Origin of the sequence: Pseudoalteromonas sp. MIP2626 (assembly GCF_013414205.1) — a bacterium.
Taxonomy (GTDB): Bacteria; Pseudomonadota; Gammaproteobacteria; order Enterobacterales; family Alteromonadaceae; genus Pseudoalteromonas; species Pseudoalteromonas nigrifaciens.
The window spans coordinates 95,636-116,042 of record NZ_JAATTW010000004.1 but is presented as its reverse complement, the minus strand read 5'-3'; the positions used below and the strand labels follow the sequence as shown (position 1 = coordinate 116,042).

At 41.1% G+C, this 20,407-nt stretch carries 16 protein-coding genes; 11 read left to right on the top strand and 5 right to left on the bottom strand.

The annotated features are described in order from the left end of the window. Positions 1-13 precede the first annotated feature (13 nt). On the bottom strand, positions 14-1,054 hold the full coding sequence (gene bioB / locus HC000_RS04300; protein WP_086993375.1) for a biotin synthase BioB: 1,041 nt from the start codon (positions 1,052-1,054) through the stop codon (positions 14-16). 100 nt (positions 1,055-1,154) lie between these two features. Here bioB and bioA point away from each other — a divergent pair, with 100 nt between their 5' ends. The 5 genes from bioA to HC000_RS04275 all read left to right on the top strand — a co-directional run bounded on the left by bioA (position 1,155) and on the right by HC000_RS04275 (position 6,998). Continuing rightward, positions 1,155-2,456: an adenosylmethionine--8-amino-7-oxononanoate transaminase gene (gene bioA / locus HC000_RS04295; protein WP_179807025.1), complete on the top strand. Its 1,302-nt coding sequence runs from the start codon at positions 1,155-1,157 to the stop codon at positions 2,454-2,456. 155 nt (positions 2,457-2,611) lie between these two features. Then, on the top strand, positions 2,612-3,424 hold the full coding sequence (locus HC000_RS04290) for a hypothetical protein (RefSeq protein WP_011328289.1): 813 nt from the start codon (positions 2,612-2,614) through the stop codon (positions 3,422-3,424). Continuing rightward, a complete protein-coding gene (locus tag HC000_RS04285) occupies positions 3,425-4,465 on the top strand; it encodes an extracellular solute-binding protein (protein ID WP_011328290.1) in 1,041 nt (346 codons plus the stop codon). It abuts the gene before it with no gap. Then, positions 4,465-5,964 carry an iron ABC transporter permease gene (locus HC000_RS04280; RefSeq protein ID WP_179807024.1) on the top strand — a complete coding sequence of 500 codons (1,500 nt, stop codon included), beginning with the start codon at positions 4,465-4,467 and terminating at the stop codon, positions 5,962-5,964. Before HC000_RS04285 ends, HC000_RS04280 begins: the two co-directional genes overlap by 1 nt. Positions 5,965-5,978: 14 nt before the next feature. Then, entirely contained in the window at positions 5,979-6,998 is a 1,020-nt protein-coding gene (locus HC000_RS04275) for an ABC transporter ATP-binding protein (protein WP_179807023.1), read from the top strand. Positions 6,999-7,053: 55 nt separating this feature from the next. Here the strand turns inward: HC000_RS04275 and HC000_RS04270 are convergent, their stop codons facing one another. Next, positions 7,054-7,488 (bottom strand): ATP-binding protein, encoded by a 435-nt coding sequence (locus HC000_RS04270; protein ID WP_011328293.1) that lies wholly within the window; start codon positions 7,486-7,488, stop codon positions 7,054-7,056. A 304-nt stretch (positions 7,489-7,792) separates the two neighbouring features. Between HC000_RS04270 and asnS the strand changes: the two genes are divergently transcribed. Further along, positions 7,793-9,190 (top strand): asparagine--tRNA ligase, encoded by a 1,398-nt coding sequence (gene asnS / locus HC000_RS04265; RefSeq protein WP_011328294.1) that lies wholly within the window; start codon positions 7,793-7,795, stop codon positions 9,188-9,190. A gap of 275 nt (positions 9,191-9,465) precedes the next feature. Here the strand turns inward: asnS and HC000_RS04260 are convergent, their stop codons facing one another. Both HC000_RS04260 and HC000_RS04255 read right to left on the bottom strand, forming a co-directional pair. Then, positions 9,466-10,392 (bottom strand): FAD-binding protein, encoded by a 927-nt coding sequence (locus HC000_RS04260; protein WP_086993365.1) that lies wholly within the window; start codon positions 10,390-10,392, stop codon positions 9,466-9,468. Then, complete coding sequence (locus tag HC000_RS04255) at positions 10,393-11,142, bottom strand: electron transfer flavoprotein subunit beta/FixA family protein (protein WP_011328296.1); 750 nt, start codon at positions 11,140-11,142, stop codon at positions 10,393-10,395. It abuts the gene before it with no gap. Positions 11,143-11,361: 219 nt separating this feature from the next. On the opposite strand from HC000_RS04255, the gene HC000_RS04250 reads away from it, so the two are divergent. From HC000_RS04250 to HC000_RS04230, 5 genes are all read left to right on the top strand, one after another. Beyond that, positions 11,362-13,008: an electron transfer flavoprotein-ubiquinone oxidoreductase gene (locus tag HC000_RS04250; RefSeq protein WP_179807022.1), complete on the top strand. Its 1,647-nt coding sequence runs from the start codon at positions 11,362-11,364 to the stop codon at positions 13,006-13,008. Between the two features lie 121 nt (positions 13,009-13,129). Further along, positions 13,130-13,594, top strand: a complete 465-nt coding sequence (locus tag HC000_RS04245) for an acyl-CoA thioesterase (RefSeq protein WP_011328298.1) — start codon at positions 13,130-13,132, stop codon at positions 13,592-13,594. A gap of 261 nt (positions 13,595-13,855) precedes the next feature. After that, positions 13,856-14,425 carry an outer membrane beta-barrel protein gene (locus HC000_RS04240; protein ID WP_011328299.1) on the top strand — a complete coding sequence of 190 codons (570 nt, stop codon included), beginning with the start codon at positions 13,856-13,858 and terminating at the stop codon, positions 14,423-14,425. Positions 14,426-14,629: 204 nt separating this feature from the next. Further along, positions 14,630-15,334: a tRNA (N6-threonylcarbamoyladenosine(37)-N6)-methyltransferase TrmO gene (gene tsaA / locus HC000_RS04235; protein WP_041454438.1), complete on the top strand. Its 705-nt coding sequence runs from the start codon at positions 14,630-14,632 to the stop codon at positions 15,332-15,334. 94 nt (positions 15,335-15,428) lie between these two features. Next, complete coding sequence (locus HC000_RS04230; protein ID WP_179807021.1) at positions 15,429-17,153, top strand: proline--tRNA ligase; 1,725 nt, start codon at positions 15,429-15,431, stop codon at positions 17,151-17,153. 120 nt (positions 17,154-17,273) lie between these two features. Here the strand turns inward: HC000_RS04230 and HC000_RS04225 are convergent, their stop codons facing one another. Continuing rightward, on the bottom strand, positions 17,274-20,333 hold the full coding sequence (locus tag HC000_RS04225; protein ID WP_179807020.1) for an ATP-binding protein: 3,060 nt from the start codon (positions 20,331-20,333) through the stop codon (positions 17,274-17,276). Positions 20,334-20,407: the final 74 nt, after the last annotated feature.

The window sequence follows — 20,407 nt, the reverse complement described above, 5'->3', positions numbered from 1 at the left end:
ATTATGGCTATGGTTATGCTTCGTAAAATAACTTAGACGTTGCTTTGTCGGCCACTTGCGATGAAAGCGACGCGGCTACGGCTTCATCTGAATAGTCGTGACGAGTTTCTGGGTTCATCCCTAACTTTTTAATTAAGGCCATATCGGCATCGGCATCTGGGTTTTCGGTGGTAAGCAGTTTGTCGCCATAAAATATAGAGTTAGCACCTGCAAAAAAGCACATTGACTGCATTTGCTCGTTCATGGCGTTGCGCCCTGCCGACAAACGCACATAGCTGTGCGGCATCATAATGCGCGCGGTTGCAATTGTGCGTATAAACTCAAAATGATCTAAGTCATCTACGTTTTCAAGCGGTGTGCCTTTAACTTTAACCAGCATATTAATGGGTACGCTTTCTGGTTGTTGATCTAAGTTGGCCAGTTGCATTAATAAGCCATAGCGATCGGCTGCTTGCTCACCCATACCTACAATACCGCCCGAACATACTTTCATACCCGCGTCGCGCACATTGCCTATGGTATCTAGGCGGTCTTGAAAAGTACGGGTAGATATAATTTGCTCGTAATACTCAGGCGAGGTGTCAAGGTTATGGTTGTAGTAGTCAAGCCCAGCATTGCGTAGTTCGTGGGCTTTTTCGTTATTAAGCATGCCTAGGGTCATACAGGTTTCTAGGCCAAGCTCTTTTACTTCTTTAACCATTTGCGAAATATACGGCATGTCTCTGTCTTTTGGATCTGACCACGCGGCACCCATACAAAAACGAGTTGCGCCTTTTTGTTTGGCTAAACGCGCTTGTTCTACTACTTTTTCTACCTCTATTAGGCGTTCGCGTTCTAAGTCGGTTCGGTAATGCCCAGACTGCGGGCAATATTTACAATCTTCTGGGCAGGCACCGGTTTTAATCGATAATAAAGTAGAAATTTGCACTTCATTTGGGTTGAAATTAGCACGATGAACCGATGCGGCTTTAAATAGTAAATCGTTAAATGGCATTTCAAATAGTGCTTTAACTTCACTGTGGGTCCAGTTGTGACGAACAGGTGCAAGTTCCATAGTTTTCTACTCTCTTTATTTTTTTCATAACGGTGATATTGGCTTAGTCTACTTCTTGAAGTACCATTGTCAACAAACCCAAGCTCACTTAAGTTTACATATGATTAAAAAGAATACGATTGACCTAGATTTTGATCGCCAGCATATTTGGCACCCTTATACCTCTATGACCAAACCTATAATGGTTTACCCTGTTACCCACGCAAATCATAATATTATTGAGCTTGAAACAGGCGAGCAACTCATTGATGGCATGGCCTCATGGTGGAGCGCTATACATGGCTATAACCACCCAGTTTTAAATAACGCCATGATTGAGCAAATTAACTCTATGAGCCACATTATGTTTGGCGGATTTACCCATAAACCCGCTGTAGAGCTGTGTAAAAAGCTAGTAAGCATTACCCCTGCTAGCTTAACTAAGGTATTTTTAGCCGATAGCGGCTCGGTAAGTGTTGAAGTAGCTATAAAAATGGCGCTGCAGTATTGGCTTAGCCAAGGCATTTCTAACAAACAAAAATTAATGACTCCCTACAAGGGCTATCATGGCGATACCTTTGCGGCTATGAGTGTATGCGATCCAGTTAATTCAATGCACAGTTTGTACAGCGGCTTTTTACCCGAGCATATTTTTGTACCAGCCCCGGTAAGCCAATTTAATAGTGAATTTAACCAAGCTGAGGCAACCGAGCTTGAAGCGTATTTTAAAGCGCACCACCAGAGCGTTGCGGCATTTATTATTGAGCCAATTGTACAAAATGCTGGTGGCATGAACTTTTATCACCCTGAGTACTTAGCCTGCGTACGCAAGTTATGCACGCAATATAAGGTGTTACTTATATGCGACGAAATAGCCACAGGCTTTGGCCGTACCGGTAAATTATTTGCCGTAGAGCATGCTAATATTCAGCCCGATATAATGTGTATAGGCAAAGCACTCACTGGCGGCGCTATGACCCTATCGGCCACTCTTACCAGTGACAAAATAGCCACAGGTATAAGCGAAGGCGAAGCCGGTGTATTAATGCACGGCCCTACTTTTATGGGCAACCCGCTTGCCTGCGCTGTGGCCTGTGCCAGTATAGATTTACTGCTTGAGCAAAACTGGCAGCAGCGCATAACCAACCTAAACAGCCAACTACAACAACTCAATAAGTGCAAAGAGCTTGATGACGTAGCCGATGTACGCACTTTAGGCGCTATTGGGGTGGTAGAGCTAACAGCGGAAGCAGGCAATGTTGATGTGGCTAAAATTCAGGCTTATTTTGTAGCACAAGGTGTGTGGATACGCCCCTTTGGTAAACTTATTTATTTAATGCCGCCATATATTTCAGACCATAGCAGCATAAAAACCTTGTGTGATGCCATTTATAACGCCATTAAAGGCAAGCATTACGCTTAAACTTACCGCTAAATTAAAGTTTTAGGGTTAAAAGTTGTACACACTTTGCCCTAATAAACAAATAGCCCCTTAACTCACCTTTAGAGTATTGATCTCAGTGATCTTTACCTATATGATAATACCTATCATTTACAGTTACCTTTTCGGACTCTTTTATGAACTTATTATTTAAACCAGCTAAAGCGTTAGGCGTAAGCCTGTTATTAGCCTCTGCTTTTATAACGCAACCGGTACTTGCAAACGGCCCTATTGGAGAGCATGTTAATCATCTTCAGGCTAATCTTAAAAGTTACGCCGAAGAAGTAGAGTGGATGGTTGGCAAAGTCGATACCATGGTAAGCGACTACGATACTAAAGGTGCTAAAGCGGTAAAAACAGATGACCTTATTGAATATTGGGAGTCGGTTAAATTTCACAGCGCCATAGAAACCAATTTTGTACCTGTTTACGCTTCTATTTGGCAAGGTATTTACGGCGTAAAAATGGCTATCGAAAACAAACAGCCTGCAGCTGAAGTTCGTAAACAACAACAAGCCATGAACAATGCCCTATGGCAAGGCCTTGGCGCTGTTAAATTAGCGGCAAAATTTCAGCAACAGGGTTTATTAGCAAATGTAACAACAACAGCAACCAAAGAAATGACCCAAAGTGCCACTATCGACGAAATTAAGCACCGACTCGATCGTGTTGTTGCAAAGTTTGCTGAGCGTTTAAACGACGAAGCCACCGAAATTGTACACGACACTTACCTACACTTATTTGAAGGCGTAGAAGGCACACTGATAGCGCAAGACGCTAACTTAGTTGAAGTGTTAGAGAAAGACTTTAACGTAACACTGCCACTTGCTATTTCTAGCAACAAAAGCGTAGACGAAGTACGTAATGTAATAAGCGACATGCAAACAAAATTAGATCGCGCTAAAACGCTGATCGAAAAAGCCGAAAAAACACGTAAGGATGTATTTTAAGTGAAGCGTAGGACCTTTATACAAGGCCTGGTTGCGCTTGGGGCTGTCGGTGCATTACCACTGCCTCTTGCTCGCGCACTAGCGGCCAATATAGCAAACCCTGTGTCTGTAGATAGCTTACCTAAACTAGAGGGTGAGCTTACGCTTTATTTAGGGCGTGGTGAAGGTGGCTTATACGAAAACGTATTACAAGCTATCGAGAAAAAAAATCCAAACCTTAAACTCGGTATACGCCGAGGCCCAACTGCTGCATTAGCAAATACCATAGTAGCTGAAGCAAAAGCAGGCGTTCGCCGTGCTGACTTATTTTGGGCGGTTGACTCAGGCGCGATTGGTTTAGTTACCGATGCTGGCCTTGCACAGCCAATACCAAGTGATTTATCGGCTCAGTTACAACCGCAATTTAGATATAAAGAATGGACGCCGGTAACCGGCCGTATTCGTACCTTACCATACAACACGTCGCGTTTAACTAAAGAGCAAATTCCCACCAGCATTATGGAAATTGCCGACAGCGATTTAAGTATTGGTTGGGCCCCTGCTTATGCGTCGTTCCAGTCGTTTGTAACTGCAATGCGAATTTTAGAAGGTGATGACAAAACCGCTAAGTGGCTTAAAAAAATTAAAAAGCGCTCTAAAACCTATGCCGGTGAATTAGGTGTAGTTATGGGCGTTGAGCGCGGTGAAGTTGATATTGGCTTTGCCAATCACTATTACACACTTAGGTTAAAGTCGGGCAAGCCCGATGCTAAGCTAGATTTAGCTTTTACCCAAAACGATGCAGGCTGTTTGGTCAATGCCTCAGGGGTGTTAGCTTTAAGTGACGATCCGTTAGCAACTAATTTTATGCGTTATTTACTAAGCACCGAAGTGCAAAGCTATTTAGCCAGTGAAGCTTACGAAATCCCACTTGTTAATGGCATTAGTGTGCCACAGGGCATACCGTCTTTATCGAGTATTTCGCCGCCTAAAATTGATTTAACTCAGCTCGCCGATTTACGCCCCACTATCGATTTAATGCGCAGTAGCGGCGTACTGTAATGCGACTACCTGCATCCTATCCAATGGCGCTGCTTGCAGCGCTCATTACGCTTACCCCTATTTATGTGTTAATTACCCTTGCCAGCGACACAAGCTCAGTATTTGACAGCCATAACCTCGACATTTTAGCTAATACCTTATCGTTAATGGCGTTAACTGTATTGGGTTCTATTTTAATTGGCGTGCCACTGGCGTTTATTAGCGCTTATGTACATTTGCCATTTAAAAAATTATGGCTGGTTATATTTGCAGCTCCCTTAGCTATACCTAGTTATATAGGGGCGTTTACACTTTATGCAGCTTTTGGCCCTGGGGGGGAAATAAATAATCTACTTAGTATTCCTACCCCCTCAATGGACGGCCTTAGCGGCGCAGCCATAGTAATGACCTTGTACACATTTCCGTTTGTAATGATGACCACCCGCTCGTCCTTACTCAGCCTTGATGCCAGTATGGTAAACGCTGCACGTACACTGGGTATGTCGATGACACAAAGTGTATTTAAAGTAATATTACCCCGCGTAGTTAATGGTATTGCCGCGGGCTCTTTGCTTGTTGCACTTTATACTTTATCTGACTTTGGTACACCGGCAATGATGCGCTTAGATACCTTTACTCGAGTTATTTATGTGGAGTACAACGCCTTTGCTTTGGGCCGTGCGGCTATGCTCTCGTTGCAATTAATGGTTATTGTTGGCTTTTTATTAATGATTGAATCACAAATAAAAACCGCCACTGAACGCCAAGGCAGACCACTTATTTTATTCCCTAAAAAGTGGCAGTTAAGCGCTATGTTTATAACTTTTGCGCCTATTTTGCTATTAGCCATTGGCTTACCTTTAGCTATATTTTCGTTGTGGCTGGCACGGGATGGTTTTAGCGGCTTTGATTTTAGTATTGCTTGGAACTCAACATATGCCTCAGCAATTGCTGCTGTAGTAGCTGTAATTGTGGCCATTCCGGTTGCTCATGCGGCTCTTAGCGGTAAAGCAGGTAAAGTAATGGAGCGCGTAACTTACTTTGGCTTTGGTATTCCGGGCATAGTAATGGGCACAGCGCTTGTTTATGGCGGCTTGCAACTGCCCTTTTTGTATCAAACATTAGGGTTGCTTATTATTGCTTATACGCTGCGCTTTTTACCCCTTGCTGTAGGCTCAGTACGTACCAGCACCGAACACTTAGATCCAAGCTTGGTAAAATCGGCCCGGGTACTTGGTGCCAGCCCACGCGAAGCATTTATGCGTATAACACTGCCCTTAACTATGCGCGGTATTATTGCCGGTGCAGCATTAGTGTTTTTAGAGTCGATGCGTGAACTAGAGGCCACCTTATTACTTGGCCCTACGGGGTTTGAAACCCTCTCTACTTATTTGTGGCGTGTATACGAAGCCGGCTATTTTGGCCGCGCTGCTATTCCGGGGTTATTATTAGTTGTGATTTCTGCGTGCGCGTTAGCTATTATGCTCACTGGCGAAAAACGCAACCAGCTCGAACATTAAGGATTTAATAACAAATGCTATCTGTAAGTCAGTTGTCTATAGATTATGGCAGTAACCGTGTAGTAAGCGATTTAAACCTATCATTAGGCAATAACGAAATTCTTATGCTTGTAGGCCCTACTGGCTGCGGTAAAAGTACTATTTTGCAGGCATTAGCCGGCCTTATACCTATAAGCGAAGGCGAAATAAACAGTGGTAAATGGCGGGCAACGCCTAAAATTACTGTGCCTGCGGAAAAACGCAGTGTAGGTATGGTGTTTCAAGATTTTGCTTTATTTCCGCATTTAACCGTGCAGCAAAATATTTTTTTTAGGTTAAAAGACACCAGCCCAGGCGAGCATTGGATAAAGTTACTTGGCCTTGATGAGTTTAGAAATAAAAAACCAGCAACGCTTTCAGGCGGACAAAAGCAACGCGTAGCACTTGCGCGCACCCTTGCCCACCAGCCCGACTTTGTATTATTAGATGAGCCGCTTTCTAACTTAGACGCCGCACTAAAAGACATGCTGCGCTGGGATATTCGCAACGCGCTTAAAGCGGCGGGCGTACCTGCAATTTGGGTAACGCACGACCAAGAAGAAGCATTGTCGGTAGGCGATCGTGTGGGTGTACTGCAAGGCGGTAAAATTCAGCAAATAGATACACCAGAGCGCTGTTTTAGTATGCCTAACAATCGATTTGTGGCACGCTTTTTAGGGGAAGCCAGCTTTATAAGCGGCCAGTTTAGCCAAGGCCAAGCAACCACAAGTATTGGTAATGCCCCTGCCCACGGTGTTGATTGCGATAGTGGCGATGTAGATGTGCTGCTGCGCCCCGATGATGTATTACTAGTGCAAAGTAGTGTGGGTAATAATGGGGAAATTATTTGGGTGCGCTTTGAAGGTGGCAGCCGCTTATGTGCTATAAAGCTTGCCTGCGGAACTGTAGTAACCAGCCGCGTTAGCCATGAAATAGTGGTAAACCCCGGCGATGCTGTACATGTATCTTTAAGTACCTCACACCCGTTAGCGGTTTATAAACAACTCGCGCAATAATAAAGTATGCAACACTAAAAAGCCCATTAACATGGGCTTTTTTAATCTGTATAAATTACCATTCAAACATATAGGCCATTTTACTAATAGTTTTAAGTGGAATGTTATGGCTGTTACGCTTGGCATATAAATGCTGCATAGATTTGTCTTTTACTTCGCCCACAATCACTTCTTTTACTTGATAACCCAAAGCAACTGCCGCTTGCGCATAGGCAATAAATTCCCATTTTTTAATATTGGTGTTATCTACAATCACCAACGGAATATTTTGTGCTAAAGCGTTAATAAAGCGCGCTAAATTTAAATTATGGTATTGCGGCAATTTAAACTTATCAAATTGGTATTCACCTTGATCATTAATAAAATAATCATCGGTTGAGCAAATAACATATTGGCTTTCGTCTGCACCGGCGAGTTCATCGGCAAGATTTTGCGCATAATAAGACTTACCGCTTCCTGGTAGTCCTCGTAAAATAAAAACTTGTTTCATAGCATCCATTTTTTAGTATGTAATGGTAAAACGATTAATATAAAAATATCTGAATGTTCATAATGCCACAAAATGGGTAAACATAAGAGCAACAAATAACAATACTCACATTTAGGCCTTAAAACTGTATAAAAATAAAGCGCATTTATAAAAATTTTTAAAGAGTTGCCCACAATAGTTTTTTTATCTTACTTTACTAGGTAAGATACAGGGTTCAAGTGCAGCGCCGTTTAAGAGCAATTTTGCCAGCGTGTGGTGCGTAGTTAAATTATATAGTTAGGCAACTTATATCATTGGAGTGAAGATGAGCCATTTAGCGATTTCAGAGCTATTAAAAGGCAAGGTATCGGTAGACAGCCAAGTTACAGTAAAAGGCTGGATCCGTACTCGCCGCGATTCAAAAGCAGGAATTTCATTTTTAGCCGTTCATGACGGTTCGTGTTTTGATCCTATTCAAGCGGTAGTTCCTAATTCACTTAATAATTATGATGAAGTCACTAGCCTAACAGCCGGTTGTTCTGTGTCGGTTACCGGTGTTTTAGTGCAATCTGCTGGCCAAGGTCAGTCTTATGAGATTCAAGCTAACTCGGTTACTGTATTAGGTTGGGTAGAAAACCCAGATTCGTACCCTATGGCTGCAAAGCGTCATAGTATTGAGTACTTACGTGAGCACGCTCACCTTCGCCCTCGTACTAACATGATTGGTGCCGTAACCCGTGTACGTAACTGTTTAGCTCAAGCTATTCATCGCTTTTACCATGAGCAAGGTTTTTTATGGATAAGCACCCCTATTATCACAGCAAGTGACTGTGAAGGCGCAGGTGAAATGTTCCGCGTATCAACGCTTGATATGCAAAACTTACCGCTTACCGATAAAGGCGAAGTAGATTACAGCGAAGATTTTTTTGGTAAAGAAGCATTTCTTACTGTATCTGGCCAGTTAAATGGTGAAACTTACGCGTCGGCAATGTCAAAAATTTATACGTTTGGCCCAACCTTCCGCGCAGAAAACTCAAATACTTCGCGCCACCTTGCCGAGTTTTGGATGGTAGAACCTGAATTAGCATTTGCTGATTTAGAAGATATTGCAAAACTAGCAGAGCAGATGTTGAAGTATGTGTTTAAAGCCGTACTAGAAGAGCGCCGCGATGACATGGAATTTTTTGCACAACGTGTAGAAAAAACAGCCATTACTCGCCTTGAAGAATTTGTAGAAAAAGACTTTGCACAAGTTGATTACACCGAAGCGGTAGAAATATTAAAAGCCTGTGGTAAAAAGTTTGAGTACGCTGTTGAATGGGGCGTAGATTTACAGTCTGAACACGAGCGTTACTTAGCAGAAGAACACTTTAAAGCACCGGTTGTTATTAAAAACTACCCACGCGATATTAAAGCGTTTTACATGCGCCAAAACGAAGACGGTAAAACCGTTGCCGCAATGGACATAGTAGCGCCAGGTATTGGTGAGATCATTGGTGGCTCACAACGTGAAGAGCGCCTAGATATTCTCGATGCTCGTTTAGACGAAATGGGCTTAAACAAAGACGACTACAGCTGGTACCGCGATTTACGTAAATACGGTACTGTGCCGCACTCAGGCTTTGGCTTAGGTTTTGAGCGTTTAGTTGCTTATGTTACTGGTATGGGCAACGTACGTGACGTTATTGCCTTCCCTCGCACTAAAGGCAGCGCAACGTACTAATACGTTAACGCTTACTGTGTACCATAGTAAAAACCAGCCGATGGCTGGTTTTTTTATGCCTAAGTAACCTGAGATCCGGATAATAAACTTATCTCAAGCAGCTATTTTTCAGCGCTAACTGCGTTGAATTTTCTTGCAATAGGCCAGTCAGGTTAAGTGAATAAGTACCTTAGGTTTATTAGGCACAATCAAAAGCCGCAGCATCATAAAATGATACTGCGGCTTTTAATTTATCACTATAACTATAAATACAAATATAATTTTTAGTTATTAACTTATAGAGCTTGCTCTAGCTGTGGTAAAACATCAAACAGATCGGCAACTAAACCGTAGTCTGCAACCTGAAAAATAGGTGCGTCTGGGTCTTTATTAATTGCGACAATTACTTTTGAGTCTTTCATACCGGCTAGATGCTGAATTGCACCACTAATACCCACTGCAATGTACAAGTTTGGCGCTACAATTTTACCTGTTTGCCCTACTTGCATGTCATTTGGTACAAAGCCTGCATCAACTGCTGCGCGCGAAGCACCAATAGCAGCGCCTAACTTGTCGGCTATTCCGTGTAATAAACTAAAGTTTTCGCCATTTTGCATACCACGACCACCTGAGATAACCACAGTAGCTGCGGTTAATTCTGGGCGCTCTGATTTAGTTTGCTCATCGCTTACAAAGCTGCTTAGCGCAGAATCGGATACCGTATTAACTGCCGTTATTGGCGCGCTTGCTTGCTCTGTTTGTAAGTCGAAGCTACTAGCACGTACAGTGATAACTTTTTTGCTATCGAGTGACTTAACCGTGGCAATTGCGTTGCCCGCATAAATAGGACGCTTAAATGTTTCTGCGTCAACAACGTCAATAATTTCTGAAATTTGTGCAACATCAAGCAAGGCTGCAACGCGTGGCATAAAGTTTTTACCTGTAGTGGTAGCACTTACCACTATGTGGCTATAAGAATCAGCAAGCGATAGCACTAAATCTGCCATACTTTCAGCTAATTGATGTGCATATACTGCGTTATCTGCTACCAGTACACTGGCTACGCCATTAATAAGCGCAACTTCTTCGCTTAATACACCTAGGTTTTCGCCCGCAATAAGCACATCAATAGGAAAACCAAGTTTTGCTGCTGCGTTAATTGTTTTTGAGGTTTCTGGTTTTAATACACCGTTATCGTGCTCTGCTATTACAAGTGTTTTCATTTAGATTACCTTCGCCTCTGTTTTTAGTTTTTCTACAAGTTGCGCCACGTCCTCAACTATAATACCGGCAGTACGTTTAGCTGGCTCTTCAACGCTAATTAATTGCACACGGGCCGTTAAATCAACACCCAAAGTATCGGCTGCAATAACCTCAAGCGGTTTACGTTTTGCTTTCATTATATTTGGCAGCGACGCATAACGTGGCTCGTTTAAACGTAAATCGGTAGTTACAATAGCCGGTAAATTAAGCGCTACTGTTTGTAAGCCGCCGTCAACTTCACGGGTAACATTAACTTTTCCATCAACCACTTCAACTTTTGAAGCAAACGTACCTTGGCCACGTTTAGTCAATGCAGCTAGCATTTGGCCGGTTTGGTTATTGTCTGAATCAATTGATTGCTTACCTAAAATAACTAATTCTGGTGCTTCTTGTTCTACAATTTTTGCAAGTAATTTAGCAATGTGCAGCGACTCTAACTTTTCATCGGTTTCGATGTGAATGGCTTTGTCGGCGCCTAGGGCTAATGCCGTACGTAACTGTTCTTGCGAGGCTTTTGGCCCAATTGTTACGGCAATAACTTCGCTTGCTGTACCCGCTTCTTTTAAGCGAATTGCTTCTTCAATTGCAATTTCGCAAAATGGGTTCATCGCCATTTTTACGTTGGTTAAATCAACGTCTGTTTTGTCTGACTTAACTCGCGCTTTTACGTTGTAATCTATAACTCTTTTTATTGGTACGAGAACTTTCATATGGACTCCATCGTTATTTAAACCTACAAGCTGACGTGCACGTCAACCTATTTATTTTATGAAATCAGACTACTGTCTATTGACGTAAACATCAACCTAAAATAACCTTTAAACATTCACAACCCATAACTTTTTATTAGCATCTATCAAATGGGTTATGTATTTCATTAACGTGTAGTTAAATATAGGGTACGTTAACCATTCGAATAAGAGGTATTTATGATCACCCGGGAAACCATGGAATTTGATGTAGTTGTTGTAGGTGCAGGCCCAGCGGGTCTTGCATGTGCAATAAAACTGGCACAACAAGCGCAAAATAAACAACAAGAATGCATGATCTGTGTCGTTGAAAAAGGTTCAGAAGTGGGTGCTCATATACTCTCTGGTGCCGTGTTTGAAACCAAAGCGCTGGATGAATTACTGCCAAATTGGCAAGAGCTCAACGCCCCTGTAACCACCAAAGTAGCAAAGGATGAAATTTACTGGTTTAACAACGAACAAAAAGCCACCGCTATTCCGCACTTTGCTACACCAAAAACCTTTCATAATGATGGCAATTATATTGTCTCTATGGGGAATGTTTGTCGCTGGTTAGCTGAGCAAGCAGAAGCACTGGGAGTTGAGATTTTTCCTGGGTTTAGTGCGCATTCGCTTATTATTGAAGACGATACAGTACAAGGCATTATTACTGGCGATATGGGCCTTGATAAAGACGGTAACGAAAAAGATGGTTACATGCCTGGCATGGAGCTACGCGCTAAATACACCGTATTTGCCGAAGGTTGTCGTGGTCATTTGGGCAAACAACTCATTAATGAATTTGCCCTCGATGATGAGTCATCACCGCAGCACTATGGCTTAGGCTTAAAAGAAATTTGGCAAATTGATGAAAGTAAGCATCAATTAGGCACAGTAGTACACGGTACAGGCTGGCCATTACAAGGCGATACTAACGGCGGCGCATTTATGTACCACTGTGAAAACAACCAAGTTGTGGTAGGACTGATTGTTGATCTCAACTACTCAAACCCGCATTTAAGCCCGTTTGATGAGTTTCAGCGCATGAAACACCATCCTGTGTTTAAAAATGTATTAGCAGGCGGCGAGCGTGTTGCTTATGGTGCTCGTGCTATTGCTAAAGGCGGTTTGCACTCATTACCAAAAATGCATTTTCCTGGTGGGTTATTGGTAGGCTGCGATGCAGGTACGCTTAACTTTGCAAAAATTAAAGGTAATCATACTGCAATGAAGTCGGGTATGGTGGCAGCTGAAGTTATTTTTAAAGCATTAGAAAATGAGCAAGCAAATACCGACTTAAGCGAGTTTAAAGACGCGTTTGAGCAATCTTGGGCTTATAAAGAATTGCAGCAATCACGTAACTTTGGCCCTGTTATGCACAAGTTAGGTAAGTTTGTTGGTGGCGCATATAACACCCTAGATCAAAATATTTTTAATGGTTGCTTGCCATTTACCTTTAAAGATAACACCCCAGATCACGATACTTTAGTTGATGCGGCGGATGCCGATAAAATAGTGTATCCAAAACCCGATGGTAAACTCAGTTTTGATAAGTTGTCGTCGGTATTTTTATCAAATACTAACCACGAAGAGTCACAGCCGTGTCATTTGCAATTAAAAGATCCGAGTATTCCAATTGCAGTAAACTTAGTTAAATTTGATGAACCAGCGCAGCGCTATTGCCCTGCTGGGGTTTATGAAATTCAAGAAATTGCTGGCACTAAAGAGTTTGTGATTAACTCGCAAAACTGCGTGCATTGTAAAACCTGCGATATTAAAGATCCGAGCCAAAATATTACTTGGGTAACTCCGGAGGGGACTGGCGGGCCAAATTATCCTAATATGTAGTTATTATTGTTAATAAAAAGTAGGTTTTTACATATAAATTATAAACCTACACTAATTTGCAGGGGCTTGTGCCCCTGTTTTGCGCTATGCTTACCCTAGTTTTTATAAAAGAGAATTAGTTATGCCGTCGTCAAAAGTTGTTTTTCGTTTTTTAGCAGAGCCTACTGATGTAAATTTTGGTGGTAAAGTGCATGGTGGAGCCGTCATGAAGTGGATTGACCAAGCTGGCTATGCATGTGCTGCAGGCTGGAGTGGCCATTACTGTGTTACCGTATCTGTGGCTGGGGTGAAGTTTAGACGCCCTATTTTAGTAGGCCAAATTGTTGAAGTGGAAGCTAAAATAGCGCATACCGGTAAAACCAGTATGCAAATATTTATTCAAGTGCGTTGTGGCGACCCCAAAACACAAAATATGGTTGAAACCAACCACTGTGTTATTAGCTTTATTGCTATGGATGAAACCGGTTACCCAGTAGCTGTGCCTTCTTTTAAAGCGATTACCGAAGAAGATTTAAAATTAGAAAACTACGCTATAAAAATGAAAGAAATTGCAATAGAGACGGAAAACTTACTGCATAAGGTATAAGTAACTAAAGTGTGCCTGTAAAAACCTCACACTTTTTGTAAAACATGCAATAGAGCTTAGAAAGTAACAACTAATAAAAGTTCACTGCTGTACACGTATCATACAAACGGCCATAAAAACCAATACTAAAGTAGGTTTTTATGGCCGTTTTTTTATGTTTTTAATAATTGGCATGCTCACTGCACCTACCTTGATGACGTTTGATTTAATTACATCTTATTTTTTCAAGCATTTGATTTTTATTATTAAAGGAGCTAATTCATGATTAAAACACTTTCTCTTTCTACACTTGCTTTAGTAACACTGGGTTTTAATACTGCAGCTAAGGCTGATATTGCTGATTTCGATTCTCCACGTATCTACACGGGTGTTGGTTACGGTCAATATTCTTTTGAATTTGAAGACAGTGACAAAGACACTGACTTTGACGACGATGCACAAATGCTAAAAGGTTACGTTGGCGCACAATTTAACGAGTATTTAAGCTTAGAGCTTGCTTATCAAAACTTTGATGAAGTAAGTGATGTGGACAGCAAAGCTGAAATTGATGGCGTATCGCTTGCCGCACGCTTGGGCTACCCTATTACAGAGAGTTTTTCTGTGTATGCAAAAGGCGGTTGGCTTGAGTGGGATGCAGAATACACACAAGATTTACCAGTAGGTTCTGTTTCAGCTTCTACAGATGGTGGTGATGCGTTTTACGGTGCAGGTATTGAATATGCACTTACAACAAACGTTCAATTTCGTTTAGAGTATGAACGCTATAAACTTGATGACGATATTGACCCAGATATGGATGTAGCGTCTGTATCAGTGCAGTACATGTTTTAATTAAACCCTAAAACGTGTGTAAAAGGTAAGCTTAGGCTTACCTTTTTTGTTTTGAGTGGTTTAAACGCACATGCATATAAACCACTTAGTCTAATCAATACCTTTTAGACTAGGCTTCTATGAGTAATAAACTCACTTACAAGTAATGCCATAAACGCTAAATATGGGTAGAATAGCGCTCTATTTCATTTGCACCCGAGTACTATGAGCGATTATACCATTTCGGCTATTGGCCACATTCAATCTCCTTATAAACAAAAGTTTGCTATACCTAGGCAACCTCGTTTAGTGCCAGAAGCTAAAGCAAAGCTTATTTTTGCGCCTGACTTTAATCGTGAAGAATTTGTACGCGGGCTCGATGAGTTTAGCCATATTTGGCTGCTATTTCGTTTTCATGAAACAGCCGACAAAGGCTATTCGGCTATGGTGCGCCCGCCTCGTTTAGGTGGTAATGCCCGCAAAGGCGTGTTTGCCACGCGTGCCACTTTTAGGCCTAACGCCATTGGTATGAGCGCAGTAAAACTAGAAGGTATAGAGTATAAAAATGGCCAACTGAGCTTATTACTCGCCGGAATAGATTTACTCGATGGCACACCAATAATCGATATAAAACCTTACTTACCCTATTCTGACTCTATGCCAGAGGCCAGTGCGGGGTTTGCCGACACCCGCCCAGAAACCCACATGAGCGTTGAATTTACCCCTGAAGTACTAGATTTTATTGCGCAGCAAACGCAATATCCAGATTTACAGGCGTTTATAAGTAATGTGCTAAAGCAAGATCCTCGCCCTGCTTATAAAAAGCAAAAAGACGGACAGCAAAGCTACGGCATGACTTTGTATAACTATAATATTTGCTGGCAAGTTAATGAGTCACATAATTTAGTTACTAGTATAGAAAATACCTAAATAATTTATCACTTAGCGCTTTAGTGTAAATGCAACCGCTGGTAGACTGAAGCCCTTACAATATGTACATAATTACTCTAATTTCGGAAACAACATGCGTACCAGTCAATATATACTCGCCACACTTAAAGAAACGCCTTCGGATGCTGAAATTGTATCGCATCAATTAATGCTTAGAGCCGGTATGATCCGTCGTGTCGCTTCGGGTTTATACACTTGGTTACCCACTGGGTTACGGGTACTTAGAAAAGTAGAAAATATCGTACGTGAAGAAATGAATAAAGCCAATGCGATTGAAATGCTGATGCCAGTAATTCAACCAGCAGATTTATGGGAAGAATCAGGTCGTTGGGATGAGTTTGGTCCTGAACTTATGCGTTTTACCGATCGTCATAATCGTACCTTTGCGCTTGGCCCAACTCACGAAGAAGTGATCACTGATTTTGTGCGTAAAGAAATTAGCAGCTATAAACAGCTACCAATTTCTTTATACCAAATACAAACTAAAGTGCGCGACGAACGTCGCCCGCGTTTTGGTGTAATGCGCGCCCGCGAATTTACAATGAAAGATGCCTATTCATTTCACTTAAGTGATGAGTGTTTAGATGCAACGTACCAAGTAATGCACAAAGCGTATTGTAATATTTTTGAGCGTTTAAACTTAGACTACCGCCCTGTTATTGCCGACACGGGTTCTATTGGTGGTAGCGTATCGCATGAGTTTCATGTACTTGCAGAATCTGGTGAAGACGCTATTGCATTTAGTGATGGCAGCGACTACGCAGCAAATATTGAAAAAGCAGAAGCACTTGCACCAAGCGAGCCACGCCCAACTGCAACAAAAGAGCTTAAAGCGTTTCCAACGCCTGACGCTAAAACAATTAACGAGCTTAAAAAGCACTACGGTGTTAAACCACATCGCGGTGTTAAAACATTAATCGTTTACGCTGCGCCTGATGAAAACGGGGTACGTGGTTTAGTTGCGCTAGTTTTACGCGGCGATCACGACCTTAACGAACTAAAAGCTGAAAAACACCCGTTAGTAGATTCTCCGCTTGAAATGGCAACAGAGGCAGACATTGTTGCTGCTATTGGTGCAAAACCTGGCTCATTAGGCCCGGTTGGCCTGTCTATGCCAATTATTGTTGATAGAAGCGCTAACATACTAGCTGACTTTGTTGCCGGCGCTAATAAAGACGACGAGCATTACAGCGGCATTAACTGGGATCGTGATGTAACTGATTATGAAGTTGCTGATATACGTAATATTGTAGAAGGCGATGCAAGCCCATGTGGCCAAGGCACTTTACAAATTAAACGTGGTATTGAAGTTGGCCATATTTTCCAACTTGGCACTAAATACTCACAAGCAATGAAGGCTGGCGTATTAAACGAATCAGGTAAAAACCAAATAATGACTATGGGTTGTTATGGTATTGGTGTGTCGCGTATTGTTGCTGCAGCAATCGAGCAAAACAACGACCAATACGGTATTATTTGGCCACAACCAATTGCACCGTTTGATTTAGCTATTGTGCCTATGAATATGCATAAGTCGCATCGCATTCCAGATATTGCTAACAACCTTTACCAAGGCTTAAAAGATGCTGGCCTTGATGTGTTATTTGATGACCGTAAAGAGCGCCCTGGCGTTATGTTTAACGACATGGAATTAATTGGCGTACCATTTACATTAGTTATTGGCGAGCGCAACCTTGATGAAAACAAAGTTGAACTTAAAAACCGCCGCACTGGTGAAAAGCTAATGATTGATATTGATACAGCAATCGATGCAATTAAAGCAGCTGTTAAAGGTTAAGCATAAAATACACTTAACTATAAATAAAAAAACCGCTTTAAAGCGGTTTTTTTATATCTAAAATATAATCACTTCAGCTAAAAAGGTGACTTATTAAAAGCCGCCTATTTCGCTTTAGTGTTAACTCAACCACGTAATAAGCTTGTCTTTTAACGTTTGCGGCTTAATTGGTTTAGTAATGTAGTCGTTCATACCGGCCGTTAAACAACGCTCTCTGTCGCCTTCCATTGCACTTGCTGTCATCGCAATGATAGGCACATGAATATATTCTATTCCGGCTTTGGCGTTTCTAATTTCGCTGGTGGTATCGTAGCCGTTTAAATTAGGCATTTGGCAATCCATTAAAATAACGTTAAAAGGTTGCTGTTTATTGCTCTTTAACGCCTCTAAAGCTTCAAGACCGTCAGATGCACAGGTGATTTTAACTTTAGTGTGCTTTAAAATCGCTTTAGCCACTTCTATGTTGATCATATTATCGTCAACTAAAAGCACATGATAAGCTGATAAGTCTGCATCTACAGGCTCTTCAATTAAGCTCTTTGGTGGGGTAATAACAAACTCGCTACTGGCACCAAATAAACTCGCTAATTTGTAACTAAACTCATCTTGGGTAAGCGGTTTATTTAAAATATGTAGATGATCAGGAAATACTTTTTTCGATTGTTTGTTCATCACCATATCACGCAAAATTAGTACATATTTTTTATCGTACTGTTTGCAAAAGCTAATCAGGGCATTAACTTGTGGATGGTCGTCGTCAATAATTAATAAGTCCGCTTCAAACTCATCATGCTCACTAAAGTAATCTAATCTAACAATATTACTTTTATCTACTTTGCATGTTTGCAGTAATAAATCGCACACATTGTTATACACATTATCGCGAGCAATTAATGCAGCAACATCAATACTGGTAGCAAGCTCAATACCGGTATTTAGCTTTTTCTGGGGTGCTACATGCAGCTCAACGGTTGCAGTAAAAGTGCTCCCTACCCCTTTTTCGCTTGTTAGCGATATATTACCACCCATTAATTGCGCTAGCTTTTTACAAATTGATAAACCCAAGCCGGTACCGCCAAAATGGCGTGTGGTGCTTGAATCTTCTTGGGTAAACACTTCAAATAGTTTATCTATATTTTCAGCTGCTATGCCAATTCCAGTGTCTTTAACCGCAAAACTCATCTGTAATTTAGTATCGGTAATGTATTTAGAGCCTATGGTTAAGCTAACTTCACCTTTGTGAGTAAACTTAAAAGCATTATTAACCAAATTAATTAAAATTTGCTTAAGGCGATGGCTGTCACCTACGACCATACGATCAACAATATTGTGGGTGTGTAAAAATACTTCAAGTCCTTTGCGTTGCCCTTGTAGCGCTAATGAGTTAATCATATCGCTGCACACGGTAACAACATCAAAGCTGTGATTATCAATATCGAGCTTACCTGCTTCTATTTTTGAAAAATCTAAAATATCATTAATTAAATTCATTAAAGAATTAGCACTGCTATTTGCAAGTTTTAAATAATGATGCTGTTGCTCTGATAAGCCATCTTCTTTAAGCATTTCTAGCATGCCTAATACCCCGTTCATAGGGGTGCGTATTTCGTGAGAAATATTAGCTACAAAGTCACTTTTAGCTTGGCTTGCTGCTAATGCTTCATCTATTGCGCGTTCAAGCTCTCGGGTTCTTTGCGAAACTTTAAGCTCTAAAGTGGTATTAACTCCCTCTAGTTCAGCTTGAATATTTTTAAGCGAACTTATGTCTCTTAAAATAGCCGCAACTTGATAACGCTCATTAAACACATCATAAATACTGCTGAGGGTTATTGAGTAGTAGTATTTATTGCCCGAACTGTCGGTGTGCATGGCTTCAAAGGGCATTTTAGAGCCATTTTTAATGGTTTCTCTTATGCATTGCTCATCTTCTTTATTTAAAGTAAATAAAGAAATAAAATTTACGTTATCACTCTCTAGTATATCGCCAAACACTTGCTTAGCTGTGTTATTAAATTGCACCACTTTACCCGACTCTGAAATGCTAAAAATAGCATCTAAGGAGTTTTCTATTACTGTGTTATTTTGCTCTTTTAACGAGTTAATAAGTAACTTTCGGTTTATAAAGCGCTGATACAGCATGGTCATAACTAAAAACACACCAAAAAATACAGCTAATGTAGTAATAAAGCTTTGGCGTCTCTCGCTCACTTTTGCTAATAATGTTTGCGTATCTGCACTCACAGCAAGCTCGAGTGGCAGCATGGCAATATCATTACCAAAATAAATACGCTTTTGCAGTGTGTATTGTTGTGGGTAGTTATTTAACGGCAGCGTTTTGTCTGCAGCCATATTTTGCGCGCCAACAGACTCTTGCTCCCAGGTTCTGCTTTTATTAAACTCAAACCCAAAGCGCAGCTCTGGGTTTGGATGATATAAAAACTCACCTTGGTTATTCATTAAATAAATTGCAGTGCCTTGCGGAGACTCAAAAGTGAGGCTTTTAAATAGTTGCTCTGCATAATAATTCGTAACTAAAACCGCAGAAACCTGTTTGTTTTTGTCAAATACAGGTTTTGCTACCCGAAAGGTACTGATATAAGGCTGCTGAATTTTACCATTTTCACGGTTGTAATTTATTGGCGAAATATAAACAGTGTGCTCATCAAGCATACTGGTTTTAATAACGTAATCTCGTTGGCCTTTTTGTTGTAATTGCTCGCCTTCGAGTATGGTAATTTTGCCTTGCTCGGTCCGATCAACCCTTACGACTTCTTGCCCGCCTTCTGCTAGCATTATATAACGCGCTTGTAATATGCTTTCGTCGGTGCGCATAAAGCCAGAAAATATACTCGCTAAGCGATTTTTCCAAATGGCCATAGGCGTTGCAGATGCTGGATCTGACAATTGATTTTCACTAGCGCGTGATATTGCTTTTATAGGTGGGGTTGCATCTAAAAATCGAATGGCGTTAACGCTGTCGGTAAAGTGTTTTTTTAACGATAATGTTTTAGTTTCGAGTTCGCGTTTTAGCTCTATTTGCGCCGTGTGATAAATTTCACTTCTTACTTTTTGCTCAAATATATACATTGAAGGCAACGCAATGATCATAAAAATCATTACGGCAAAAAGTATTAGCTTATTACTTTTTGCAACTCTAGATAAAAAATTTCGTTTTAACATTTACTATTACCTACACTATAGTACTTACATAAGTAGTCTAGATTGAGAAACAATAAACCTCAAAATTAATTACT

Bases quoted from the DNA above. Each gene is read 5' to 3' on its own strand.
- HC000_RS04245 (WP_011328298.1), top strand. From the start codon at position 13,130: ATGCCGTCGTCAAAAGTTGTTTTTCGTTTTTTAGCAGAGCCTACTGAT.
- HC000_RS04270 (WP_011328293.1), bottom strand. From the start codon at position 7,488: ATGAAACAAGTTTTTATTTTACGAGGACTACCAGGAAGCGGTAAGTCT.
- HC000_RS04280 (WP_179807024.1), top strand. From the start codon at position 4,465: ATGCGACTACCTGCATCCTATCCAATGGCGCTGCTTGCAGCGCTCATT.
- HC000_RS04240 (WP_011328299.1), top strand. From the start codon at position 13,856: ATGATTAAAACACTTTCTCTTTCTACACTTGCTTTAGTAACACTGGGT.
- tsaA (WP_041454438.1), top strand. From the start codon at position 14,630: ATGAGCGATTATACCATTTCGGCTATTGGCCACATTCAATCTCCTTAT.
- asnS (WP_011328294.1), top strand. From the start codon at position 7,793: ATGAGCCATTTAGCGATTTCAGAGCTATTAAAAGGCAAGGTATCGGTA.
- bioB (WP_086993375.1), bottom strand. From the start codon at position 1,054: ATGGAACTTGCACCTGTTCGTCACAACTGGACCCACAGTGAAGTTAAA.
- HC000_RS04260 (WP_086993365.1), bottom strand. From the start codon at position 10,392: ATGAAAACACTTGTAATAGCAGAGCACGATAACGGTGTATTAAAACCA.
- bioA (WP_179807025.1), top strand. From the start codon at position 1,155: ATGATTAAAAAGAATACGATTGACCTAGATTTTGATCGCCAGCATATT.
- HC000_RS04250 (WP_179807022.1), top strand. From the start codon at position 11,362: ATGATCACCCGGGAAACCATGGAATTTGATGTAGTTGTTGTAGGTGCA.
- HC000_RS04275 (WP_179807023.1), top strand. From the start codon at position 5,979: ATGCTATCTGTAAGTCAGTTGTCTATAGATTATGGCAGTAACCGTGTA.
- HC000_RS04255 (WP_011328296.1), bottom strand. From the start codon at position 11,142: ATGAAAGTTCTCGTACCAATAAAAAGAGTTATAGATTACAACGTAAAA.
- HC000_RS04230 (WP_179807021.1), top strand. From the start codon at position 15,429: ATGCGTACCAGTCAATATATACTCGCCACACTTAAAGAAACGCCTTCG.
- HC000_RS04290 (WP_011328289.1), top strand. From the start codon at position 2,612: ATGAACTTATTATTTAAACCAGCTAAAGCGTTAGGCGTAAGCCTGTTA.
- HC000_RS04225 (WP_179807020.1), bottom strand. From the start codon at position 20,333: ATGTTAAAACGAAATTTTTTATCTAGAGTTGCAAAAAGTAATAAGCTA.